Source organism: Oscillatoria sp. FACHB-1407 (assembly GCF_014697545.1).
Classification (GTDB): domain Bacteria; phylum Cyanobacteriota; class Cyanobacteriia; order Elainellales; family Elainellaceae; genus FACHB-1407.
In genome coordinates this window covers 158809-177171 of the sequence record NZ_JACJSA010000008.1, presented here as the reverse complement: position 1 = coordinate 177171, position 18363 = coordinate 158809, and the positions used below count along the sequence as shown (strand labels likewise).

The 18363-nt window shown below is 48.9% G+C and carries 18 protein-coding genes; 5 read left to right on the top strand and 13 right to left on the bottom strand.

What is annotated here, in order from left to right; all coding sequences use genetic code 11:
• Positions 1 to 172: 172 nt before the first annotated feature.
• The gene (locus H6G89_RS35725) at positions 173 to 301 is read right to left on the bottom strand and encodes a hypothetical protein (RefSeq protein WP_255519418.1); all 129 of its coding nucleotides are present in this window, start codon (positions 299 to 301) and stop codon (positions 173 to 175) included.
• On the opposite strand from H6G89_RS35725, the gene H6G89_RS15340 reads away from it, so the two are divergent.
• Positions 300 to 2309: a serine/threonine-protein kinase gene (locus H6G89_RS15340; RefSeq protein WP_190507805.1), complete on the top strand. Its 2010-nt coding sequence runs from the start codon at positions 300 to 302 to the stop codon at positions 2307 to 2309. The genes H6G89_RS35725 and H6G89_RS15340 overlap by 2 nt on opposite strands.
• Before the next feature lie 246 nt (positions 2310 to 2555).
• Here H6G89_RS15340 and H6G89_RS15335 read toward each other — a convergent pair whose 3' ends face one another.
• Positions 2556 to 5021, bottom strand: coding sequence for a putative PEP-binding protein (locus tag H6G89_RS15335; RefSeq protein WP_190507803.1), 2466 nt, complete (start codon positions 5019 to 5021; stop codon positions 2556 to 2558).
• Positions 5022 to 5255: 234 nt separating this feature from the next.
• Here H6G89_RS15335 and ilvN point away from each other — a divergent pair, with 234 nt between their 5' ends.
• The 4 genes from ilvN (at position 5256) to H6G89_RS15315 (ending at position 9107) form a co-directional block, all read left to right on the top strand.
• On the top strand, positions 5256 to 5774 hold the full coding sequence (ilvN, locus tag H6G89_RS15330) for an acetolactate synthase small subunit (RefSeq protein WP_190507801.1): 519 nt from the start codon (positions 5256 to 5258) through the stop codon (positions 5772 to 5774).
• A gap of 264 nt (positions 5775 to 6038) precedes the next feature.
• The gene (locus tag H6G89_RS15325; RefSeq protein ID WP_190507796.1) at positions 6039 to 6647 is read left to right on the top strand and encodes a hypothetical protein; all 609 of its coding nucleotides are present in this window, start codon (positions 6039 to 6041) and stop codon (positions 6645 to 6647) included.
• Positions 6648 to 7007: 360 nt separating this feature from the next.
• Positions 7008 to 8252, top strand: a complete 1245-nt coding sequence (sigC, locus tag H6G89_RS15320) for an RNA polymerase sigma factor SigC (protein ID WP_190507795.1) — start codon at positions 7008 to 7010, stop codon at positions 8250 to 8252.
• A 399-nt stretch (positions 8253 to 8651) separates the two neighbouring features.
• On the top strand, positions 8652 to 9107 hold the full coding sequence (locus tag H6G89_RS15315) for a Fur family transcriptional regulator (RefSeq protein ID WP_190507794.1): 456 nt from the start codon (positions 8652 to 8654) through the stop codon (positions 9105 to 9107).
• A gap of 129 nt (positions 9108 to 9236) precedes the next feature.
• Here the strand turns inward: H6G89_RS15315 and H6G89_RS15310 are convergent, their stop codons facing one another.
• The 11 genes from H6G89_RS15310 to H6G89_RS15265 form a co-directional block, all read right to left on the bottom strand.
• The gene (locus H6G89_RS15310; protein WP_190507793.1) at positions 9237 to 10556 is read right to left on the bottom strand and encodes a peptidoglycan-binding domain-containing protein; all 1320 of its coding nucleotides are present in this window, start codon (positions 10554 to 10556) and stop codon (positions 9237 to 9239) included.
• 99 nt (positions 10557 to 10655) lie between these two features.
• Positions 10656 to 11123, bottom strand: coding sequence for an SH3 domain-containing protein (locus tag H6G89_RS15305; protein WP_190507792.1), 468 nt, complete (start codon positions 11121 to 11123; stop codon positions 10656 to 10658).
• A gap of 63 nt (positions 11124 to 11186) precedes the next feature.
• The gene (locus tag H6G89_RS15300) at positions 11187 to 12704 is read right to left on the bottom strand and encodes an AAA family ATPase (RefSeq protein WP_190507791.1); all 1518 of its coding nucleotides are present in this window, start codon (positions 12702 to 12704) and stop codon (positions 11187 to 11189) included.
• Positions 12701 to 13210, bottom strand: coding sequence for a YceD family protein (locus H6G89_RS15295; protein WP_190507790.1), 510 nt, complete (start codon positions 13208 to 13210; stop codon positions 12701 to 12703). Before H6G89_RS15295 ends, H6G89_RS15300 begins: the two co-directional genes overlap by 4 nt.
• Before the next feature lie 562 nt (positions 13211 to 13772).
• Positions 13773 to 14267 (bottom strand): Jag family protein, encoded by a 495-nt coding sequence (locus tag H6G89_RS15290; protein WP_190507789.1) that lies wholly within the window; start codon positions 14265 to 14267, stop codon positions 13773 to 13775.
• 2 nt (positions 14268 to 14269) lie between these two features.
• Positions 14270 to 15421 (bottom strand): membrane protein insertase YidC, encoded by a 1152-nt coding sequence (yidC, locus tag H6G89_RS15285; protein WP_190507788.1) that lies wholly within the window; start codon positions 15419 to 15421, stop codon positions 14270 to 14272.
• Positions 15422 to 15491: 70 nt separating this feature from the next.
• Entirely contained in the window at positions 15492 to 15878 is a 387-nt protein-coding gene (locus H6G89_RS15280) for a PH domain-containing protein (protein ID WP_190507787.1), read from the bottom strand.
• Positions 15868 to 16257 (bottom strand): ribonuclease P protein component, encoded by a 390-nt coding sequence (gene rnpA, locus H6G89_RS15275; RefSeq protein WP_190507786.1) that lies wholly within the window; start codon positions 16255 to 16257, stop codon positions 15868 to 15870. The genes H6G89_RS15280 and rnpA overlap by 11 nt, the downstream gene beginning before the upstream one ends.
• A 50-nt stretch (positions 16258 to 16307) precedes the next feature.
• Positions 16308 to 16448 (bottom strand): 50S ribosomal protein L34, encoded by a 141-nt coding sequence (rpmH, locus tag H6G89_RS15270; RefSeq protein ID WP_190507785.1) that lies wholly within the window; start codon positions 16446 to 16448, stop codon positions 16308 to 16310.
• On the bottom strand, positions 16441 to 16563 hold the full coding sequence (locus tag H6G89_RS35720; RefSeq protein ID WP_255519416.1) for a hypothetical protein: 123 nt from the start codon (positions 16561 to 16563) through the stop codon (positions 16441 to 16443). The genes rpmH and H6G89_RS35720 overlap by 8 nt, the downstream gene beginning before the upstream one ends.
• 252 nt (positions 16564 to 16815) lie before the next feature.
• A complete protein-coding gene (locus H6G89_RS15265; RefSeq protein ID WP_190507783.1) occupies positions 16816 to 17355 on the bottom strand; it encodes a DUF2808 domain-containing protein in 540 nt (179 codons plus the stop codon).
• Positions 17356 to 18363 lie beyond the last annotated feature (1008 nt).

Genomic DNA, 18363 nt, shown 5'->3' with positions numbered 1-18363 from the left:
AAGATAAGCGTTGTCCGCTTTTGCTTGAAGCGTTGAGCATATGTCGCTCAAAGATTGACTCGTGCCCTCTATGCCCCTTGGGATCGACTCCTTTGTGAATCAGCATACAGTCCTTTGCAATTGAAGACGGTTTATTGAAGACAGTGGGTTTTTTGCAAGTGCTCTACACTCTCTAAAGTGTCTGCTCTTCAAGCTTGAGCAGTTTGAATGGATACGTTTTATCCAGATAACCTGTATTCACGGCAGCAAAATTGCCAAACAGGGTGAAAATTAAAGTATTGGCAGTTGTGCGACCTACCATGATTTGTTGTCTTAACCCTCATTGCCACAAACCCCAAAATGCTGATGATGCAACCGTCTGTTTAAGTTGTGGGTGGTCACTCAAACCACTCCGGGGGCGTTATCGTGCCACTCAACCATTGGGGCAAGGGGGGTTCGGCAGAACTTACCTCGCATTAGACGAAGATCGGTTAGGAACCTACTGCGTTATCAAGCAATTTTCGCCTCAAGTTCAAGGCACTAAATCATTAGAAAAAGCGGTTGCCTTGTTTGTGCAAGAGGCAGTTCGGCTATATGAGCTAGGAGAACATCCCCAAATTCCCACGCTGCTTGCCTATTTTGAGCAAGACCAATACCTCTATCTGGTTCAGCAATACATTGAAGGGCTGAGTTTGCTGCAAGTGATGAAGCAGGAAGGCCCTTTTGATGAGCGCAAAATCCGAGATGTTTTGGCAGATGTGTTGCCCGTTCTGCGGTTTGTTCACAACAAGCAAGTGATTCACCGGGATATTACTCCCTCTAACATTTTGCGTCGTCCTGACGATCGCCTGGTTCTAATTGACTTTGGAGTTGCCAAACAAGTCAATGCAGAGGCAGCGGCTGAACCGGGCACTCGCATTGGGACGGAAGGTTATGCTCCGATGGAGCAATTTCGGGGTGGTAGAGCTTATCCGGCGAGTGACATTTATAGTCTTGGGGCAACGTGTCTGCATTTGATGACGCAAGCAAAGCCAGATAATTTGTATGACCCGCTGAATGGACGTTGGATTTGGCGCGAATACCTAAGCAATATGGGTAGAGCCGTCAGCGACCAACTGGCATACATTCTGGACAACATGCTGAAGGATCTAGTCGCAGAACGCTATCAGTCGGCAGACGAAGTCATGCGCGACTTAAATGCAGATTCCTTCATGCCCTCCCCCCGCACGCCTAAAGTGCCTGAAGCTCCACCTGTTTCTAGACCTCCCATTCCAGCTCCAGCGGTCGCTAAAGCACCACCCTCAGTGTCGCGTCCCCCTTCCCCTGCGGCGGCAAGTAGACCCATCGTTCCCCCACCCCCTGCGCCACCGCCACCCCCATCGCGTCCCCCAATCTCCGGTCCTTCAAGAGCGACATCAAGGCTCTCTGTTGGGACGCAATCTCGCCATTGGCGGTGTGCAAAGACGCTAACGGGGCATACCAGTTGGGTCACAGCCGTTGAAATTAGCCCTGGTGGACAAGTGCTCGTGAGCAGCAGTTTAGACGACACGGCTAAAGTTTGGAATTTGGTGACTGGAGAACTGCTCTATAGCCTCGTCGGACATAGCAAAGCTGTCAATGCGATCGCCATCAGCCCCAATGGTAAGGCGTTAACGACGGGCAGCGATGACTACACGCTCAAAACCTGGAATCTGCAAAACGGAGTTTTGATGCGAACCATGACAGGTCACTCGCGTAACGTCAATGCAGTTGTGATAAGTCCTGATGGTCAAATTTTGGCAAGTGGCGGACAAGACCGTACGATTCGCCTCTGGCAGATGGGGACTGGAAATTCGCTGCGAACCCTGCTCGGTGTGGGCAGCATGGTTAAGTCGTTAGCTATTAGCCCCGATGGCAGGCTCCTCGTCAGTGGCGGGTTTGACAACAAAATCAAGCTTTGGAGTTTGCAAACTGGCGAACAGGTTGGTTTGTTGAGTGGACACGTGAGCACCGTCAATGCTTTAGCATTTAGCCCAGACGGTCAAACCCTGGCTAGCGGCGGCAAAGATAAAGCCATTAAGCTCTGGAATTTGCGGACGAAAGAAGCATTTCGCACGCTGAGTGACCACACTCGTGATGTCAACTCAGTTGCCTTTATGCCCGATGGCAAGACGCTGGTCAGCGGCAGTAGTGATACCACCATCAAAATTTGGGATCTCAGCACAGGCAATGTGATTGATACGATCTCTGGGCATGGCGATTCGGTCAACTCGGTTGATTTAGGGGCAGATGGTAGATTGATCGTCAGCGGTAGTTCAGATAGCACGGTCAAGATCTGGGAAATGCTCTAGCTTCCCTTATCAATCGCCTAATCTGTAGCTATTGGTAACCAAACCTGCTGAATAACCGTGATATGGCGCAGGCAGAACCCGGAGTGGAGCGATAGCCGTAGCCATACCCAATGGGGTCGAACCGGACGTAGGTCGGTTTTGTTCCGATAGCATGGTTTCAACCGCCAAACTCCCGATCCCGAATAGGTGTCGAGTTCACCTGCGCGTTACGCTCACATTAACATCACCCTACAATTTCATCCTTCATCATTTTTCCTTCTTCTCTCTTCTCTCTTCATTTTTTCTTTCCTCTGCCTCCGCGATCGCCCGACGGGTACTTTCAATTGCGTCAGCACTCACCGAGATTGCCGTAATGCCCCATTCTACTAACTGCTCGATCAACTCCGGATGTTGCACGGGAGCTTGACCGCAGATCGAGCAGGGAATTCCAGCCTGTTTTGCCGCTTGAATCAGATGTTGCATTGCTCGGATTAGCGCAGGATGGCACTGGTCAAAGGCACCCGTCATCTGAGGATGATCGCGATCGACGGCTAACATCAGTTGGGTCAAATCGTTGCTGCCGATGGAGATCCCCTGGACTCCGGCATCGACATACTCTGGAATTAGAAATAGGACTGATGGAACCTCCGCCATAATCCACAGCTCAAAGGTAGAGGTTTGTGTTAACCCTGCTTCAATCACGCGATCGCGACAAAATTCAAACTCTTCAACCGTGCGGACAAACGGCAAAATTAGCCGCAAGTTATCATACCCCCTCGCCTGAACCCGTCGCAGTGCCGCCAGTTCGAGCTCAAACAGAGCCGGATTGGTTTGATAACTCAACGCTCCATGCAACCCCAAAGTAGGATTTGGCTCTGTCAGTGCCATATGTGCATTGACCGGGATCTCGTGCGATCGCAAATCCAGTGAGCGGTAAAACACAGGTCGTGGTGCAAATGCCTCCGCAAAGCGTTGAATCTGCTGGCTTAAGCGTTCAATCAAATCCACATCGGTCTGATTCAGTAACCATTGCTGCGGAGAGCCGCTCAAAACCTCCTGCATCATCAATTCCGATCGCAGCAACCCCACCCCATCAACTGACATGGCTGCCACATCCGCTAACCGCTGAAGCTGGCTTAAATTCACCATCAACTGAGTAGTTAATGGAGTAGCGATCGCCACAGGCATAGCAGAGGATGGCTGAGACACAGGCATTTCCGAGGGATACACGGCTGAAACTGCCGTCGCAGGGATTGAAAAGGCACCTGCATCCAGTGCATTAACCCGATATACCTTGCCTCCATCCCCATCTACAAAAACGATCTCTCCAGATTGAATCTGTTGCGTCACATCAGCAACACCAACCACCGCTGGAATTCCGATTTCTCGTGCCAAAATGGCCCCATGGCTGGTCGCGCCACCTTGTTCTGTGACAATCCCCGCACACTGCTTGAGAGCGGCAACCCATTGAGGTTGAATATGCGACGCAACTAACACTGCGTTGCTTGGCATCCGCTCCAGGGCTTGCCCGTGATCAATGACCCATGCTTGGGCTAACACCTGACCACTCGCAGCCGCTACTCCATGCAAGATGGAGTGGGAGACATCAGAACTCGTGGAATAGGCAGAGGTAGAGTCGTGAAGCTGAGAGCATCCCTCTGGTAGCAGAGACGCAGTTGCAGAAGCAATAGCTACTGCCGGGTCTTGGGTAGACTGGTGCTTCTGAACAAGGCAGGGATGAATCTGAGTCAGCAATACACTCGGTTCTGCCCCGGTGACGCCAGGATGCAACGCCCATTCTAAGCAGACGGGTTGCCCATACTCCTGAATCAAGTGTTGAGCCAGTTGTAGGAGATGCTGACGCTGGCGATCGCTCAATGCCGCTTGCTGCTGATACTCTTCAGCGACCGGATAGAGCCTCAAGCACTCGTTCGGAGAGGATGCAGGCAACGCCTCTCCACCAATTACGGAGAGTGTTGCAGGTGAACTTAAATCATAGGCGTATCGCTTCGTCCCCAATCGAACACTGCACCACTCTCCGGTTAGCTCACCCTGATAGCTATCTGCCGCCACAATGCCCTCTACCAGAGCGTTGCCCAATCCCCATATAGACTGAATTTCCAGTCCACTTGCATTGCCTTGTAGCGTGCCGGAAGCGATCGCCGATTCCAGAGGTTGGATCAACACGGCAAGATTGACCTGTTGCAGTTGCACACCCAATCGCTGCCAATACAACAAGCTCTTTGCCCGAAATAGCTCACCCCAAACCTGCTGCACCCCTTTTGCGATCGCCCCCGGTTCAGCCCAACACACCTGCGCTCGCAGCACCCCACGCGGATACTCCAGACGAGTGAGCACATCCGCTTCCACAGCAATCGAGGGACGCAAAATCACGGCTCTGCTTTGCCAGGTCGCGATCGCGGCTTCCAATACGGCTAACCAATCCTGTGCAATGGGTGTGGTTGTAACCCCCTGCCGAATCTGTTGAGCGATCGCCTGCAACTGACGCGGATTGTCCACATCAATGTGCAATGACGAATTGGGCAAGTCCCTAAAAAGTGGGTCTGCCCATTGAATCGTCTCCAAAAAACTCCGAAAGGCTGGAGCAGACACCACCACACCCGGAATCACTGGGTATCCTCGCTGACCAAACACCCCCAGATAAAACGCTTTATCCCCGACCCAATTGCGATGCGCAGGTTGAATCTGGTCTAGCCAGTACAAGTAATCCACGAGTTTTAAGAGAGGTAAAGGTGAAATCGCTGCCCGCCCATTTCAACTCTAATAGGTCCCTTTAGGAAAAACATTTTTCCTTGTAATCATTGCAGACTCTGCGAGAAATGGGGAACAGTCGAGATAAAATCAAAGATCAAACCTTTAGGCTAAACGCCGGATTCTGCTCCCTTTCAACCGTTCAAAAGGAAACTCCTGACTCCGGTCCGCACTCCCGTACAACGTTAATTGACTATGAAACATACTCTCTCGGTGCTTGTTGAAGATGAAGCAGGCGTTTTAACCCGGATTGCAGGTTTGTTTGCCCGTCGTGGCTTTAATATCGAAAGTTTGGCAGTTGGTCCTGCTGAGCAAGATGGCATCTCTCGTATCACCATGGTCGTTCCTGGAGATGATCGCGCGATCGAACAAATCACCAAACAACTCTACAAGCTAATTAACGTGCTCAAGGTGCAAGATATTTCTGATGTGCCTTGTGTCGAACGGGAATTGATGCTGCTCAAGGTCAACGCTACCAGTTCAACTCGCTCTGAAATCGTTGAACTGGCGCAAATCTTTCGGGCACGCGTTGTTGACGTTGCCGAAGATTCTCTCACCCTGGAGGTTGTGGGTGACCCTGGAAAAATGGTGGCGATCGTTCAAGTTCTCAACCGCTTTGGTATTCGAGAGATTGCCCGCACCGGAAAGATTTCCCTCGTTCGTGAATCGGGCGTCAACACTGAGTATCTCAAGTCTCTAGAAGTCAAAGTCTAGACAAAAGGGGGTGGGACAACAGATGCAGGCTGAGGGATAAAAGCTAACGAATGGCCGTTGTTGGAACGGTGGAATGTACTTTTCATATACCGTGTCTATTTTTAGCCTTCATTCTTTATCGTTGGTGCTTTGCCTCACTCCCCATCCCCTATTCCCCATTCCCTCTTCTATCAATCCCTAATTCTTTCTAATAACAAACGCGATCGCCCCAGAATGATTCGTTATTCTAGGGAGAATACCCTCGCGCATCATCACTGGATTATCATGCTTTCACAAATTGTGCGTCCGATGGTTCGCACCCAAATTCGCCTACTGGCAAACAGCCAAGCCACTCGCTCCACCTTGGTTAACACAATCGCCCAATGGTTAGGCTTTTTGGGAGTTCATGCTCAGGTCACACAGTTAGATGCCACCTCAAACAAAATTCATGTTTCCCTGACAGTGGGAAAACCTGAGGGATGCGATGCCCACGACTGGCAACAGATTCTCAACAACCTCGATCGCAACGGCTCTCTGGAGCATACTGTCCCTTCAGAACCCTTCACGACCCCCTCCCCGCAACAAACAAAACTTCAGCGTCTACTCGCCTATGTCATTCAAGTCGGTCATCCTAACGGGGTGCCTGCCTGGGAAATGTTACAACCCCAACTGGCTGAGCTAGGGTTTGATGAGCCCACTTTATTGGGTATTAAATCTGCCCTCAAGGTTCCGCAATCGCTGGATCAACTGATCGCCGGGTTGGACGCAGATATCGCCGCGATCGCCCTCCCCAAAGCGGTTAGCATTGCCCTCCTGGATCGCCAGGTCAACCCCTCTGAAGACAAAGCTCTGACTGCGCTTCTCGACGCAATGAAGCAACCAGTAGCCCCATAAACGAATCGATTATTAAAGATTGCAAACGTCTCAAAGAGCATCCCATAAAACTTTATTGCAACTTGATGCAGAAAACAACAACATTCAAATAACGATTCGGGAATTAAAGGTACAAGTAATGTAGCTACCTAAGCATCTAACCCGAAGTCACTTGTTGACAGTGGGTTGTAAACAACAGATACTGACTCCGAATAGTTATTCCCAGTGTTAGTTTTACTGGGGTGCGTCTTACAAAAATTCAGGTTGGAACTGACAAGATTGTCGGTGAGTCTTGATTACTTAGTCCTGAATTGCGGGAACACTAACGGTAAGCAGTAGTAGTACAGCCCCTTATACCCGGAGCAACTGAGACGATACACTATGCCAGTCAAACCCTTTTTTGTTGACGCTGAATACGATGAATCCTCTAGTGCCCTAAACTTTCAGCCTGAATCTGTGGAGATTGACGCTGGAAGTATTGAGGACGATCTCGTAAGCCTTGAGATGGAATATGCTAATACCTTAGGCAAAGGTGCAGGTCGTCGCACTACTGATTTAGTGAGGCTTTATCTTCAGGAAATTGGACGGGTTCGTCTATTAGGACGAGATGAAGAAGTCTCAGAGGCTCAGCGAGTTCAACGTTACATGCGGTTATTAGACGCTTGTAATGCCGCCGCCACAGCAGGGGATACGGTTATGCAACCCTATGTGCGCTTGATTGATGCACACGATCGCCTCGCCTCTAACCTGGGACATCGCCCCTCGCTAGAACGCTGGGCAACTGAAGCTGGAGTCACCGTTGCAGACCTCAAGCCTATCCTGGCAGAAGGAAAACGGCGTTGGGCAGAGTTGACGCAACTCACCGTAGAGGAGTTAGACCAGATTCAGTCTGAGGGATCAGCGGCAAAAGATCACATGATCAAAGCCAATCTGCGCCTGGTGGTGTCGGTTGCTAAGAAATATCAAAACCGTGGTTTGGAATTGTTGGATCTAATCCAGGAAGGCACCCTGGGCTTAGAACGAGCCGTGGAAAAATTTGACCCCACTAAGGGCTATCGATTCAGCACCTATGCGTACTGGTGGATTCGTCAGGGTATTACACGGGCGATCGCAACCCAAAGCCGCACCATTCGCCTGCCTGTCCACATCACTGAAAAGCTCAACAAAATCAAGAAAGCGCAACGCAAAATTTCTCAAGAAAAAGGGCGTACTGCTAGCATCGAAGACATCGCAGCAGAGCTTGACATGACTCCACCCCAGGTGAGAGAAGTCCTCCTCCGCGTCCCTCGTGCCGTTTCGCTCGAAACGAAAGTCGGTAAAGAGCGCGATACTGAACTAGGTGAGCTTCTCGAAACCGATGGCATTTCTCCCGAAGAAATGCTGATGCGAGAGGCACTCCACCGCGACTTGCAGCAATTGCTGACAGACCTAACAAGCCGCGAGCGCGATGTGATTCGGATGCGATTTGGCTTGGGCGATGGGCATCCCTACTCGCTTGCAGAAATCGGTCGGGCTCTTGATCTCTCCCGTGAACGGGTACGCCAAATCGAAGCCAAAGCTCTGCAAAAGCTCCGTCAACCCAAACGGCGCAATCGAGTGCGTGACTATCTAGAGTCTCTGACTTAGGTTCTATAGCCGTAGCCACATTTAATGGGGCGGCGGCGGGTCAGGAAGCTTTCCCAGCATCCGGGTTTGAGCCTTTGCCTTAAGCTTTCTGACTCAAGCTATAGCGACCAAGGGGTTGATTAGGACGGGGTGCAGGGGTTCCACCCCTGGATGGGGCGCAGCCCACACATCTCCTTGAATTAACGGTCTCGACAGTTGCTATACCATACAGCGATAAGCACGTTAGAAACGGTAGATGGTTGTCTCTAAGCCTATCTACCGTTTTTGCTGGATGCTCTCATAGAGCACTGTCTTTAATTTGGTGTGATGAACTTTTATTCTCAACAAGCAGAGTTTCTTGAAAATCAGTTGTAAATTGTGTATCATTCTCAATTAAGGTCTCTTATTGAGAAGAGCATTATGACAGCCTACACCGCATCCTCGCTCAAAGCTGAATTAAACGAACGCGGTTGGAGATTAACCCCTCAGCGTGAAGTGATTCTGCAAATCTTTCAGAATCTTCCAAAGGGAAATCATCTGAGTGCTGAAGATCTTCATCATCTTTTACACAGTGAAGGTCAGAATATTAGTTTGTCAACCATCTATCGCACCCTCAAGCTGATGGCTCGCATGGGGATTTTGCGAGAACTGGAATTGGCAGAGGGGCATAAGCATTACGAGTTGAATCAACCGTCTCCTTATCACCATCATCACCTGATTTGTGTCCGCTGCAACAAAACGGTTGAATTTAAAAACGACTCAATTTTGAAAACTGGGACAAAAACTGCTCAGAAAGAAGGTTATCACTTACTCGATTGCCAACTGATTATCCATGCAGTTTGCCCAACGTGTCAGAGAGCACTTTTACCCATCTAAACCCTTCAGTGATTTAAGTTGTCAGATAAATGAGTCGTGAGAGGCGTATCCCGTTGGAGTGCGCTTCTCGCAACCCCTTTGGGTTTGCTATAGTTTGATAGTTGGGCAGCTGTCCAAGCTGTATTATGATTAAAACTGTCCATTCACAAGGTCGCTTTCACTGAGGTTAAACCGTTGTTGAGCGGCTTGAATAGCAGCACTGGTTTCCGGTCCTAAGCGTCCATCTAGGGGACCGGAATATAATCGTAAGTCACGTAACCGTCGCTGGAGTTCTAAAACACTATACCGTCCACCTTCAGGGTCCTGTATATTGGCAAGATTCAATGACGAAGCGGTTTGAGGACCAACAACGCCATCAGCTGTTAATCCTCGCGATCGCTGAAAAGCCCTGACGGCTTCCTCGGTCTGTGCGTCAAATTGTCCGCTGGTGACACCGCTATAGAAACCTAACTCTCGCAAACGGTTTTGCAGTGTAACTACCTCTGGTCCGGAATCTCCAAGTTGCAACAAACCATCGTTGGCTGTCGCGAGAGGAACCGTTTGGATGCGAGGTGGGGTTGTTAGAGTGGTTGCCTGGGGAGTTGGTGCAACCCGACGGCTTAACGCTGCTTGAGTTGCAGGACCAACAATGCCATCGGGGGTCAATCCGTTATCTTGCTGAAATTGAATTACAGCTGCCTCGGTCAGTTCCCTAAAAACTCCCGTGACAGGGCCGTTGTAATAACCCAGTTCTTGCAACCGAATTTGTAGAGCTGTGACTTGGTCGCCCTGATCCTCTAGACGCAGCACTCCATCGTCTACCGTGGCAGGACTCGATGGGTTAAACGATTGGCTCTGAGCGTTTGGTGATCGCTGCAATGCCGCTTGAGTGCTAGCACCCACAATGCCATCCGGGGTTAATCCGTTTGCCTGCTGAAACCGAATAACAGCATCTTCGGTGAGTGAGCCAAAAAAGCCTGTGATGGGACCGTTGTAATAGCCTAGCTGCTGTAAACGGGTTTGTAGGGCTGTAACTTGGTCGCCCTGATCCTCCAGTTGCAGCAACCCGTCGTTTACGACAGCAGGAGTTGACGCATTAAATGATTGGCTCTGAGAGTTGAGCGATCGCTGCAATGCGGCTTGAGTTGCTGGACCCACAATACCATCTGAAGTTAATCCGTTTGCCTGCTGAAACCGAATAACGGCATCTTCAGTGAGTGAACCAAAAAAGCCTGTGATGGGACCGTCGTAATAGCCCAATGTCGTGAGTTGGTTCTGCAATTGTTCGACGGCACTGCCGCTATCTTGCAATTGCAAAACCCCAGAATCAATACTCTGACTGATTAATAGGGGTTCACTAGGATTGCTGGCTGAGGAAGACTGTGCTAGAGCGGGGACGGCTCCTAACACAGGAAGGCTGACGGTCAACGAAATCAAGGTGGTTAGCAGTCGAGTGGAAAAGGCTTGCATGATGTTGTCACAGCAATTTTCAAGTAAAGCTGAGTCGGTTTGGTTCTTTAGGCGACATTTTATGTCATTTCTACAAAATCAGGAAAAACATTTATTCTCTTATTCACTGATTTGTTCAACATTGCCTGCTTTTACCCAACCTTCAACCCCACTACCCGATAGACGGACTCGCTGCCACTCTCCATCAGATGTGGTTTCTAACACAGTGACAACTTCATCATATTCGACCCCGCCCAATCGCTCTGCATCTCTGCTCGGTTCCTGGCGCACAATCAGGCCAATCGGCTCAGTTACCCGTGCTTCAAAAGCACCTGCTTCGTTAGGTGAGGGCGATCGCTCCACTGGAGGGGCGGCACTAGCAGCAGGGCTAGGCGTTGCTTGCGTCTGAGGAGTGGATGCCGCAGCACTAGCAACAGGGCTGGGAGTATCGTTTGGAAAAACAGGTCTGGGGGGTGGAGCGGTCAGCCGAGTAATGAGGTGGCGGGTTACATTAACCCCTGCAAAAAACAACAGGGCGATCGCCAGCGTAAACCCAGTAAAAAACTTGATTAACCCAGACCAACTCATGAGCTCTCCTGTGTAACAGGGTGGTAGTCCAAAATCATAGCCGGAATCCCACCATTACACGGATTATTGTAATGACTGTTGCTGAATTCGGTTGCTCAAATTTCCCTGTCGTGATGCCATGCGGGCTTTTCCAGATGCTGCCCAATCCTGTAATGCCTGGATCTGTTCTTGAGCCGTTCTTGCCAGCGGGATGGTCTGACTAGCAGCTTCCAACACATCTTCAGTCGTAAAATCTCGGTTTTGGCTGAAACCAATATGCATTGCCTCAACCAACATTTGCTCGATCTCAGCCCCCGAAAAATCAGGGGTTTCATAGGCCAGGCGATCGACGTCGTAATTTTTGAGGTTGTGAGGACGCAGCCGGGTCAGGTGAACCGTAAAAATGGCTTTGCGCTCTTCCTGACTGGGCAAACCGACAAAGAAGATTTCGTCAAATCGTCCGCGCCGTAACATTTCTGGCGGTAATGCTTGAATGTTATTGGCAGTAGCGACCACAAATACGGGGGAGGCCTTCTCAGCCAACCAGGTGATAAACGTACCAAAAACGCGACTCGTTGTTCCGGAATCACCTCTGCCATCCAGCCCTGCAAAGGCTTTGTCAATTTCGTCAATCCACAAGACGCAGGGAGCTAGGGCTTCTGCTAACTGAATCATTTGCCGCGTCCTGGATTCTGACTCACCCACTAAACCCGCAAACAACCGTCCCACATCCAACCGCAACAGAGGTAGATGCCAATGGTGAGCGATCGCCTTTGCGGTTAACGACTTACCCGTTCCCTGAATCCCCACTAACAATAAACCTCGAGGATGGGGTAAACCGTATTGCCGTGCCCGCTCTGAAAAGGCTCCTCCCCGTCGGATTAACCAATCTTTGAGATTATCTAAACCACCAATGTCGGAAATATTAGCAGCGGTTGGGTAAAAATCCAGGATTTGGGTTTGCCGGATTGTTTGCCGTTTCTCTTCCAGGATCAAGTCAACGTCTTCAGGACGCAATTCTCCGTGAGTCGCGATCGCCCGTGCTAACACCCGCCGAATCCGTTCGAGCGAAAGCCCCTGGCAAGAGCGCACAAACTCATCCAATACCCGTGCCTCTAGCGATCGCCCCATCGCCGCCAGCAGTTTTTCCAGTTCTACCCGAATCTCTTGGGTGTCAGGCAGCGGAAACTCGATTACTGTTAGAGTTTCTGCCAAATCATCGGGAATGGTGAGCTGAGGTGACAGTAGAACAATGTTTTTAGGTTGAGACTTGAGTAACCGACCCAAATTTCGGAGCTTACGAGCAACTGCCACATCGTCAAGAAACCGATGAAAGTCGCGCAGAATAAAAACAGCTGGAGCCGTTGCCGGAAGTTTTTCGATCAGTTCGAGGGCTTGGAGGGGATTCCGCCGCCCAAATCCTTCGTCGTTGGGGTTGCCCTGATAGCCATCAACGAAATCCCAAATATACACACCCCGATTGCCTTGCCGCTTGGCACACTCTGCGATCGCAGCTTCGACCCGTTCTTCCTCACGGGTTGGAATGTAGATCAGTGAGTAGCGGGCACGCAGCAATAATTCAAACTCATCACTAAAACTCATGAGAATTGCCGTTTCAATGCTTCAAGAGATGCCCAGCGGCGATCGCCATTGGAGGGAGACGGTTCAGGAAGAGAATCGTTGAGAGAGATGCCAGAACATTCCTGGTCACAAAGTTTTCGCTGTGGAATTTCTAAGCAGAGTTGCTCGTACAGCCATTCATCAGGATGGAAGTGTCCCTGCGGATGAAGGGACTCAACCAGTTCTTCTAGAGTAATCTCCCGTTCTAGGGGAAGATTATCGACATCTGCTGCGGCTTCGTCAAGCCAAATTAATTCAGAGGTATCAATTGACAGTCGATGGTTATACTGCTTGAGACAGCGATCGCAGGTTAGGGTAATAATGGTTTCGGCTTGAGCGACCACCTCTAAATAGTTGCCTCGATGAGTCACTCGTACAACTCCTTGCACTGGAGTTAATGTCTCTAATCCAGGTAAGTAGTCATGAATCTCAAGGGTTTCGGTCTGCTCTGGTGCCCTGAGTAGTTGGGGAATATAAATTGCATCCATGAGTGAGCCTTCCTTCTCAACTCGTTGAGACAGTACGCTTGAGTACAGTATGTCTTAATACCGTACGTCTTACTAGCACAGCAAAAAATAAGTTTTGAAAGGGGTGAAGGGTGGAACCCCTTCTTGGGGGCAAAGCCCCCAAACCCCCTACATTGAAGAACTTTTTGTTCGCACACTAGGTTGACGCGGATGGCGATCGCCACCCACTCTTCTCAGTCTAATTGGAAACATGAACGTTGGTTAACGACTAGAGTTAACTAACCTCAATTCGGGTTAAGCCTCTGGTGAATGAATTTGTGGCCATCAGGACGAAGTCCGTCGTTGCGAACTAACGGAGATTATAGGTTTGCTCAACCGACGCAGGTCGGTTTTGTCCTGATAAAGCCGTAGCCATATGCGATGAGGCGAAGGCGAGTCAGGAGGCTTCCCAGAATCAGGGTTTGTTTTAACCGCCAAAATCCTTACCCCGAATTCACGTTAACTAAAGTCAATTTTGAACATTAAATGAAATCCCTCCATGCAGATGCACAGAGAGATTCAGGAAAAGATTTTTACCAGGCTCCTACGCTTGTAATCGTCTAACGACAAGGCGGCGATCGGGTTCTTGCCCACGGCTGTAAGTTTCTAAATCTTCAAACGCTTTGAGAATAGTGTGAACTTGGCGTCTCTCGGCTGAAGACAAATCCTTCATCTCGTACTCATCACCCGTTTCTCGGACATGGCTGACTGCCTGCTCTGCCATCTTCTGCAACTCGGTTTGGCGACGAATGCGATATTCATTCAACTCAACTGTGTAAGCTCGACGTTGATCCTCAGCTTGACCCAGATTCAAGATTGTATTGACTAAGTACTGAATGGAGTCAATCACCGCTCCATCCGTTCCAGTCAAGATTTCTATCTGTTCCGGAGTTAAAGCTGTGTGGTCAATAGTCAGCCAACAGCTTTCGTCTAAAGCTTGAGTTCCTGCCAGATCCGCCTTAACAGGGACGGATAAAGCAGCAAGCTTCAAAAGTTGCTCTAACCATTGTTTACCCTGCTGCAATCTTGTGTCATCCATGATCAGGCTTTCTTCTTACGTCCAGGCTCAAAAGGAAGGGCTGGTCGCTCGTCCTCTTTACTTTGCTTGTCCTGCTCATCAACAATCTTTTGCAGATTCTCAGGAAGGGGCTCTCTAGAGAGAATGAACGTCTGGAATGTCTGAAAAATGTTTGCAATCAGCATATACATCAACACCCCAGCGGGAAGAGGGAAGAACAGGAACATTCCTGAAAACAGAATCGGAGTAAACTTATTCACCACCTCTTGCTGGGAGTTCGCATTGGTATCACCAGGTTTTGCGCCCTGCCCAGAGAGTAACTGGTTGACATAGAGGCTCAGCCCAAAGGAGATGACCATGCCCACGATGTCCCAGTTGATACTGCCATCTGCATTAACAGCCCCAACACGACCTAAAGCAGTGATAAAGAGGAAGCCCTTATTTGCGGCTAAACCTGGAATTGTGCCTTGGAGAGTGACATCTCCAGGTTGTAAAGCTTCAATCACACCACTTTCATCAATGCGAACCCGATCTTCACCCTTTACAACCTTCCAGTTCGTTGGCTCCAACTGTGTCTCAGGATACTCAGAGACAAGCTCTTTGAACGGCTTACCTGTAGTTGTTTGAAATTCGATGGTTGTTTTATCACCAACAACTAGACGATTTCCGCTGGGGATCAACGCTGCGATCGGAGCATGAACCCCATCAGCGATGTAAATGTTTTGAGGATTGGTTGAGAAAGCTTGCGGCTGAATTTGCTCAATCTGCTCTCGAGGTAAGATTTGGAGGTTGATTGAGTAGTTCACATCGGAGAAGGGTGATCCCCGTAGAGTTGCAAATAAAGCAAACAGGATTGGCATTTGCAAAATCAAGGGAAAGCAACCTGACAGAGGATTGCCAAACTCCTTATAGATTTTGCCCATCTCCTCTTGCAACTTGGCAGGCTCATCTTTATATCGTTCCTGAATTTCTTTGACCCGCTTTTGCATGACTGGCTGAGCAACTCGCATACGTCTCATGCTACGAATTGAGCCAGCACTCAAAGGGTATAGTGCAAATCGAATCACCAATGTCAGAGCCACGATGGCTAGACCATAGCTGGGTACGATCCCGTAGAAAAAATCCAGGATCGGCAGCATCACATTATTGGAGAGAAACCCAACACCAAAATCCATGCTTTTATGTCAACCTAACGTGCTCTGAATTTGCTGAATCTAATCTACCTGTAATATTAGAGGTTTATGCCTAAACCGTCTCGCTTACCTTGCGACCTTTGGTCGAAATTCGCTCATTAATGTAGTCGTAAACCTCACGAAATCGGGGTACTGCCCTCAACTCTAAGCGGCTTCCATCCCTGAGTGTTACAACCATATCACCCCAGATTCCAAGACCTCGAGGAACCTTGACCACCTTTACCACTTCGGAATAGATGATATCGGAGCGATCGCGCCCCATCCATCCCCCGGTTACTGAAATTCGGCGATCGGTGATGCGGTAACGCAGCCATAGTGCTCTGACGATTGCACCGACTGTAAGAGGCAAACAGATCACTGTGAACCCCAGCAATATGTTGATAATTAAATCTCCGACGTGGGGCGCACCCTCAAAATACACCTCTTCTTTAATACCCATCGATCACCTCAGCGTCTACTAATAGCTGTTTTAATTCTTGCAGAAATTGCTGATAATCGCACTGGATTGCTCCAGGTCTAACAACAATGACACAGTACCAACCAGGATGAAAGGTGGGTAATAGTTCGGACAAAGCAGCACGAATCTGTCGCTTAATACGATTGCGAATGACAGCTCGCTTACTTACTTTTTGACTGATTGAAATGCCGATGCAGGTTGGCAACGGAGTAATTGCATTGCCTGCTTCAGAGGTTGCCGGATGGGATGGCAGCTTTAAGGCTCTTAACGTCAAATGGGCTGCACTACGTCGTAAACCCATCTGATAAACTGCGTTAAAATCTTGCCGTCGCTTTAATCGGTTGGCTTTAGGCAGAGCCACATCAAATTGCCATCCAAGACTGTGGTGGGCTAACGGGGGAGGTTAAACCATCAAACAACTGCAAGACGATACCGTCCTTTCCGGCGTCTTGCCTTGATGACATTTTGCCCATTTTTGGTTCGCATTCTGGCACGAAAGCCAGATGTTCTTCTCCGCTTACGACGAGTTCCCTCAAGAGTACGTTTAGTCATTGAAATCTGTCTCCAATTGAATAATCCGGCGAAACCGTTGCCGTAGCGTTCCTCTCCAGTGGAGGGAGACGCCACACACCGCCAAAAAGCCACAGTCGCTAATTATAACATCCATTGTTCCAGACGCTCCACCTTTAATCCAGCGGTGGTATGAGTGGGAATCCGAGATGATAATGGGCTGTTCTCGCCTTGTCTGTATCCTGACCTTAGCTGGAACTACTAACAGGCATTGAGTGCAAAGCGATCGCCCAAGTTAAGTAAATGAGGATGAGCAACCAGACGTAAGAGAGGCTGAACGACTGCCGCAGTAGGGTTACGGTGCATCGCTCAGCCTCTAATACCGATGATGGCTAGTGTGTCTCAAGTCTCATTGAGAACCAATGTTGACGATCCAGGTGCCAACATAACGCAGTAATGGCACATCTCCTGGTGTTTGGACGAGAGCGTTGAAATAGTGAGTCCCACCGTTAGTCGGGTTGCGGACATTGGAAAAGACAATTTCGACCCGTGTGTCTGCCGGAATCGGAGTGACGGGATAGATCTCAATGACCCGATTTTCGCGATCCCAGGTTACTTCATCCAGTGGGATACTATCACCGCTGATGCGAATTTCAATATCGTCTTCATCAAATTCGCCTCGGTAGGTGTCGGGGTAAGTAATAGCGAATTGAGAGACGGCTGTATCCATTTTGCGAGCCGGAATTCTTAAACGATAGCGATCGCGACTGCCAGGTCTGCCATCAAAATCGAGGCGATAGCCTAATAAATTTTCTCGATCAACACCGCTAAAAATAGTAAGTCCAGGTAAGCCCTGCGCCAGAGTGGCGATCGGCATTCCGAGGGCTAGGCAACCCGCGATCGCTAGAGCCGATAAAAAACGAGGGGTTCGTGCTTGCTTCAAAGACATAGGCTTGATACCTGAGTTAGAGCGTCTCAATAGGGTAATAGGTGGGATTCGAGTAACGAGTATTGTTACCTATGATAACAACACGCCACCTTTATGAATTTATCAGGATTGCTTGGGGTCCTGCTCGATCAATTGACGGCATTCTCTAATAAGAGGTGCCGAAAGAACTATAAAAAATTTAAGCATTTTTTGGCTGTGAATATTTAGTTTGCTCTAACCCCCAGTCACCCTTCCAAGCGCGACACTGCTTACCGGCTAAAGCTGATAGCATCTCTTGCCAGATTGATAGCAATTTCAAATCGGGTTTGAAATCCACCTATTTGACCTTTGTCTCTTGGACATGGGTCAGGCTACGACTGAGAGAGTAATGTATCCTCGTGGCTCTCCTCAATTTATAAAGTCCCAGTGATGTGTTATCTGGGGGAAATAGATATGATTGAGTGTTTTGAATTAGGTCAACAAATGCTGACACCAGGCCATAAAAATGAAGTGAATGGACTCAAATTTAAGTGACAATTTCTACTTTTTGAGTAAGGAAAAATTATAAGTTAAGTTAAGGAGTTGGTTGCAACTTTGGGGATCAACTAGGATGCGATTAACCATCCTAAGGGTATTATTTATTCCTCTTGAAACAAAGGTTTATAAACCGAACATTGTGAATTATGTCCCAAATCTTTAAATATTTTGATCGCAATTGTGAAATCGATCTTTAGGTGAATAAGATGTCCTTATCTGTAAGTGCAAACCCCGCACTCCACAGATGGTTTTGTTGCCTATCAGGACAATAATTGAAATGCCAGGATTGTTCTCAATTCTTTGTGATAAGGGCGATCGCGGTTCACCACTCAGTACTAGTTATGCAACGTTTGATGGTGAATGGTAAATGATCATGAAGAATCTTGATCAAATGTAGGGTCAAGCTCAATTAAGCTCTTTTGAAGAGAATTGTGGTAGTGAAGAATGATGTTGCGCTAATGCATCACTAGGCAACTGTTACTTAAAAAGAAT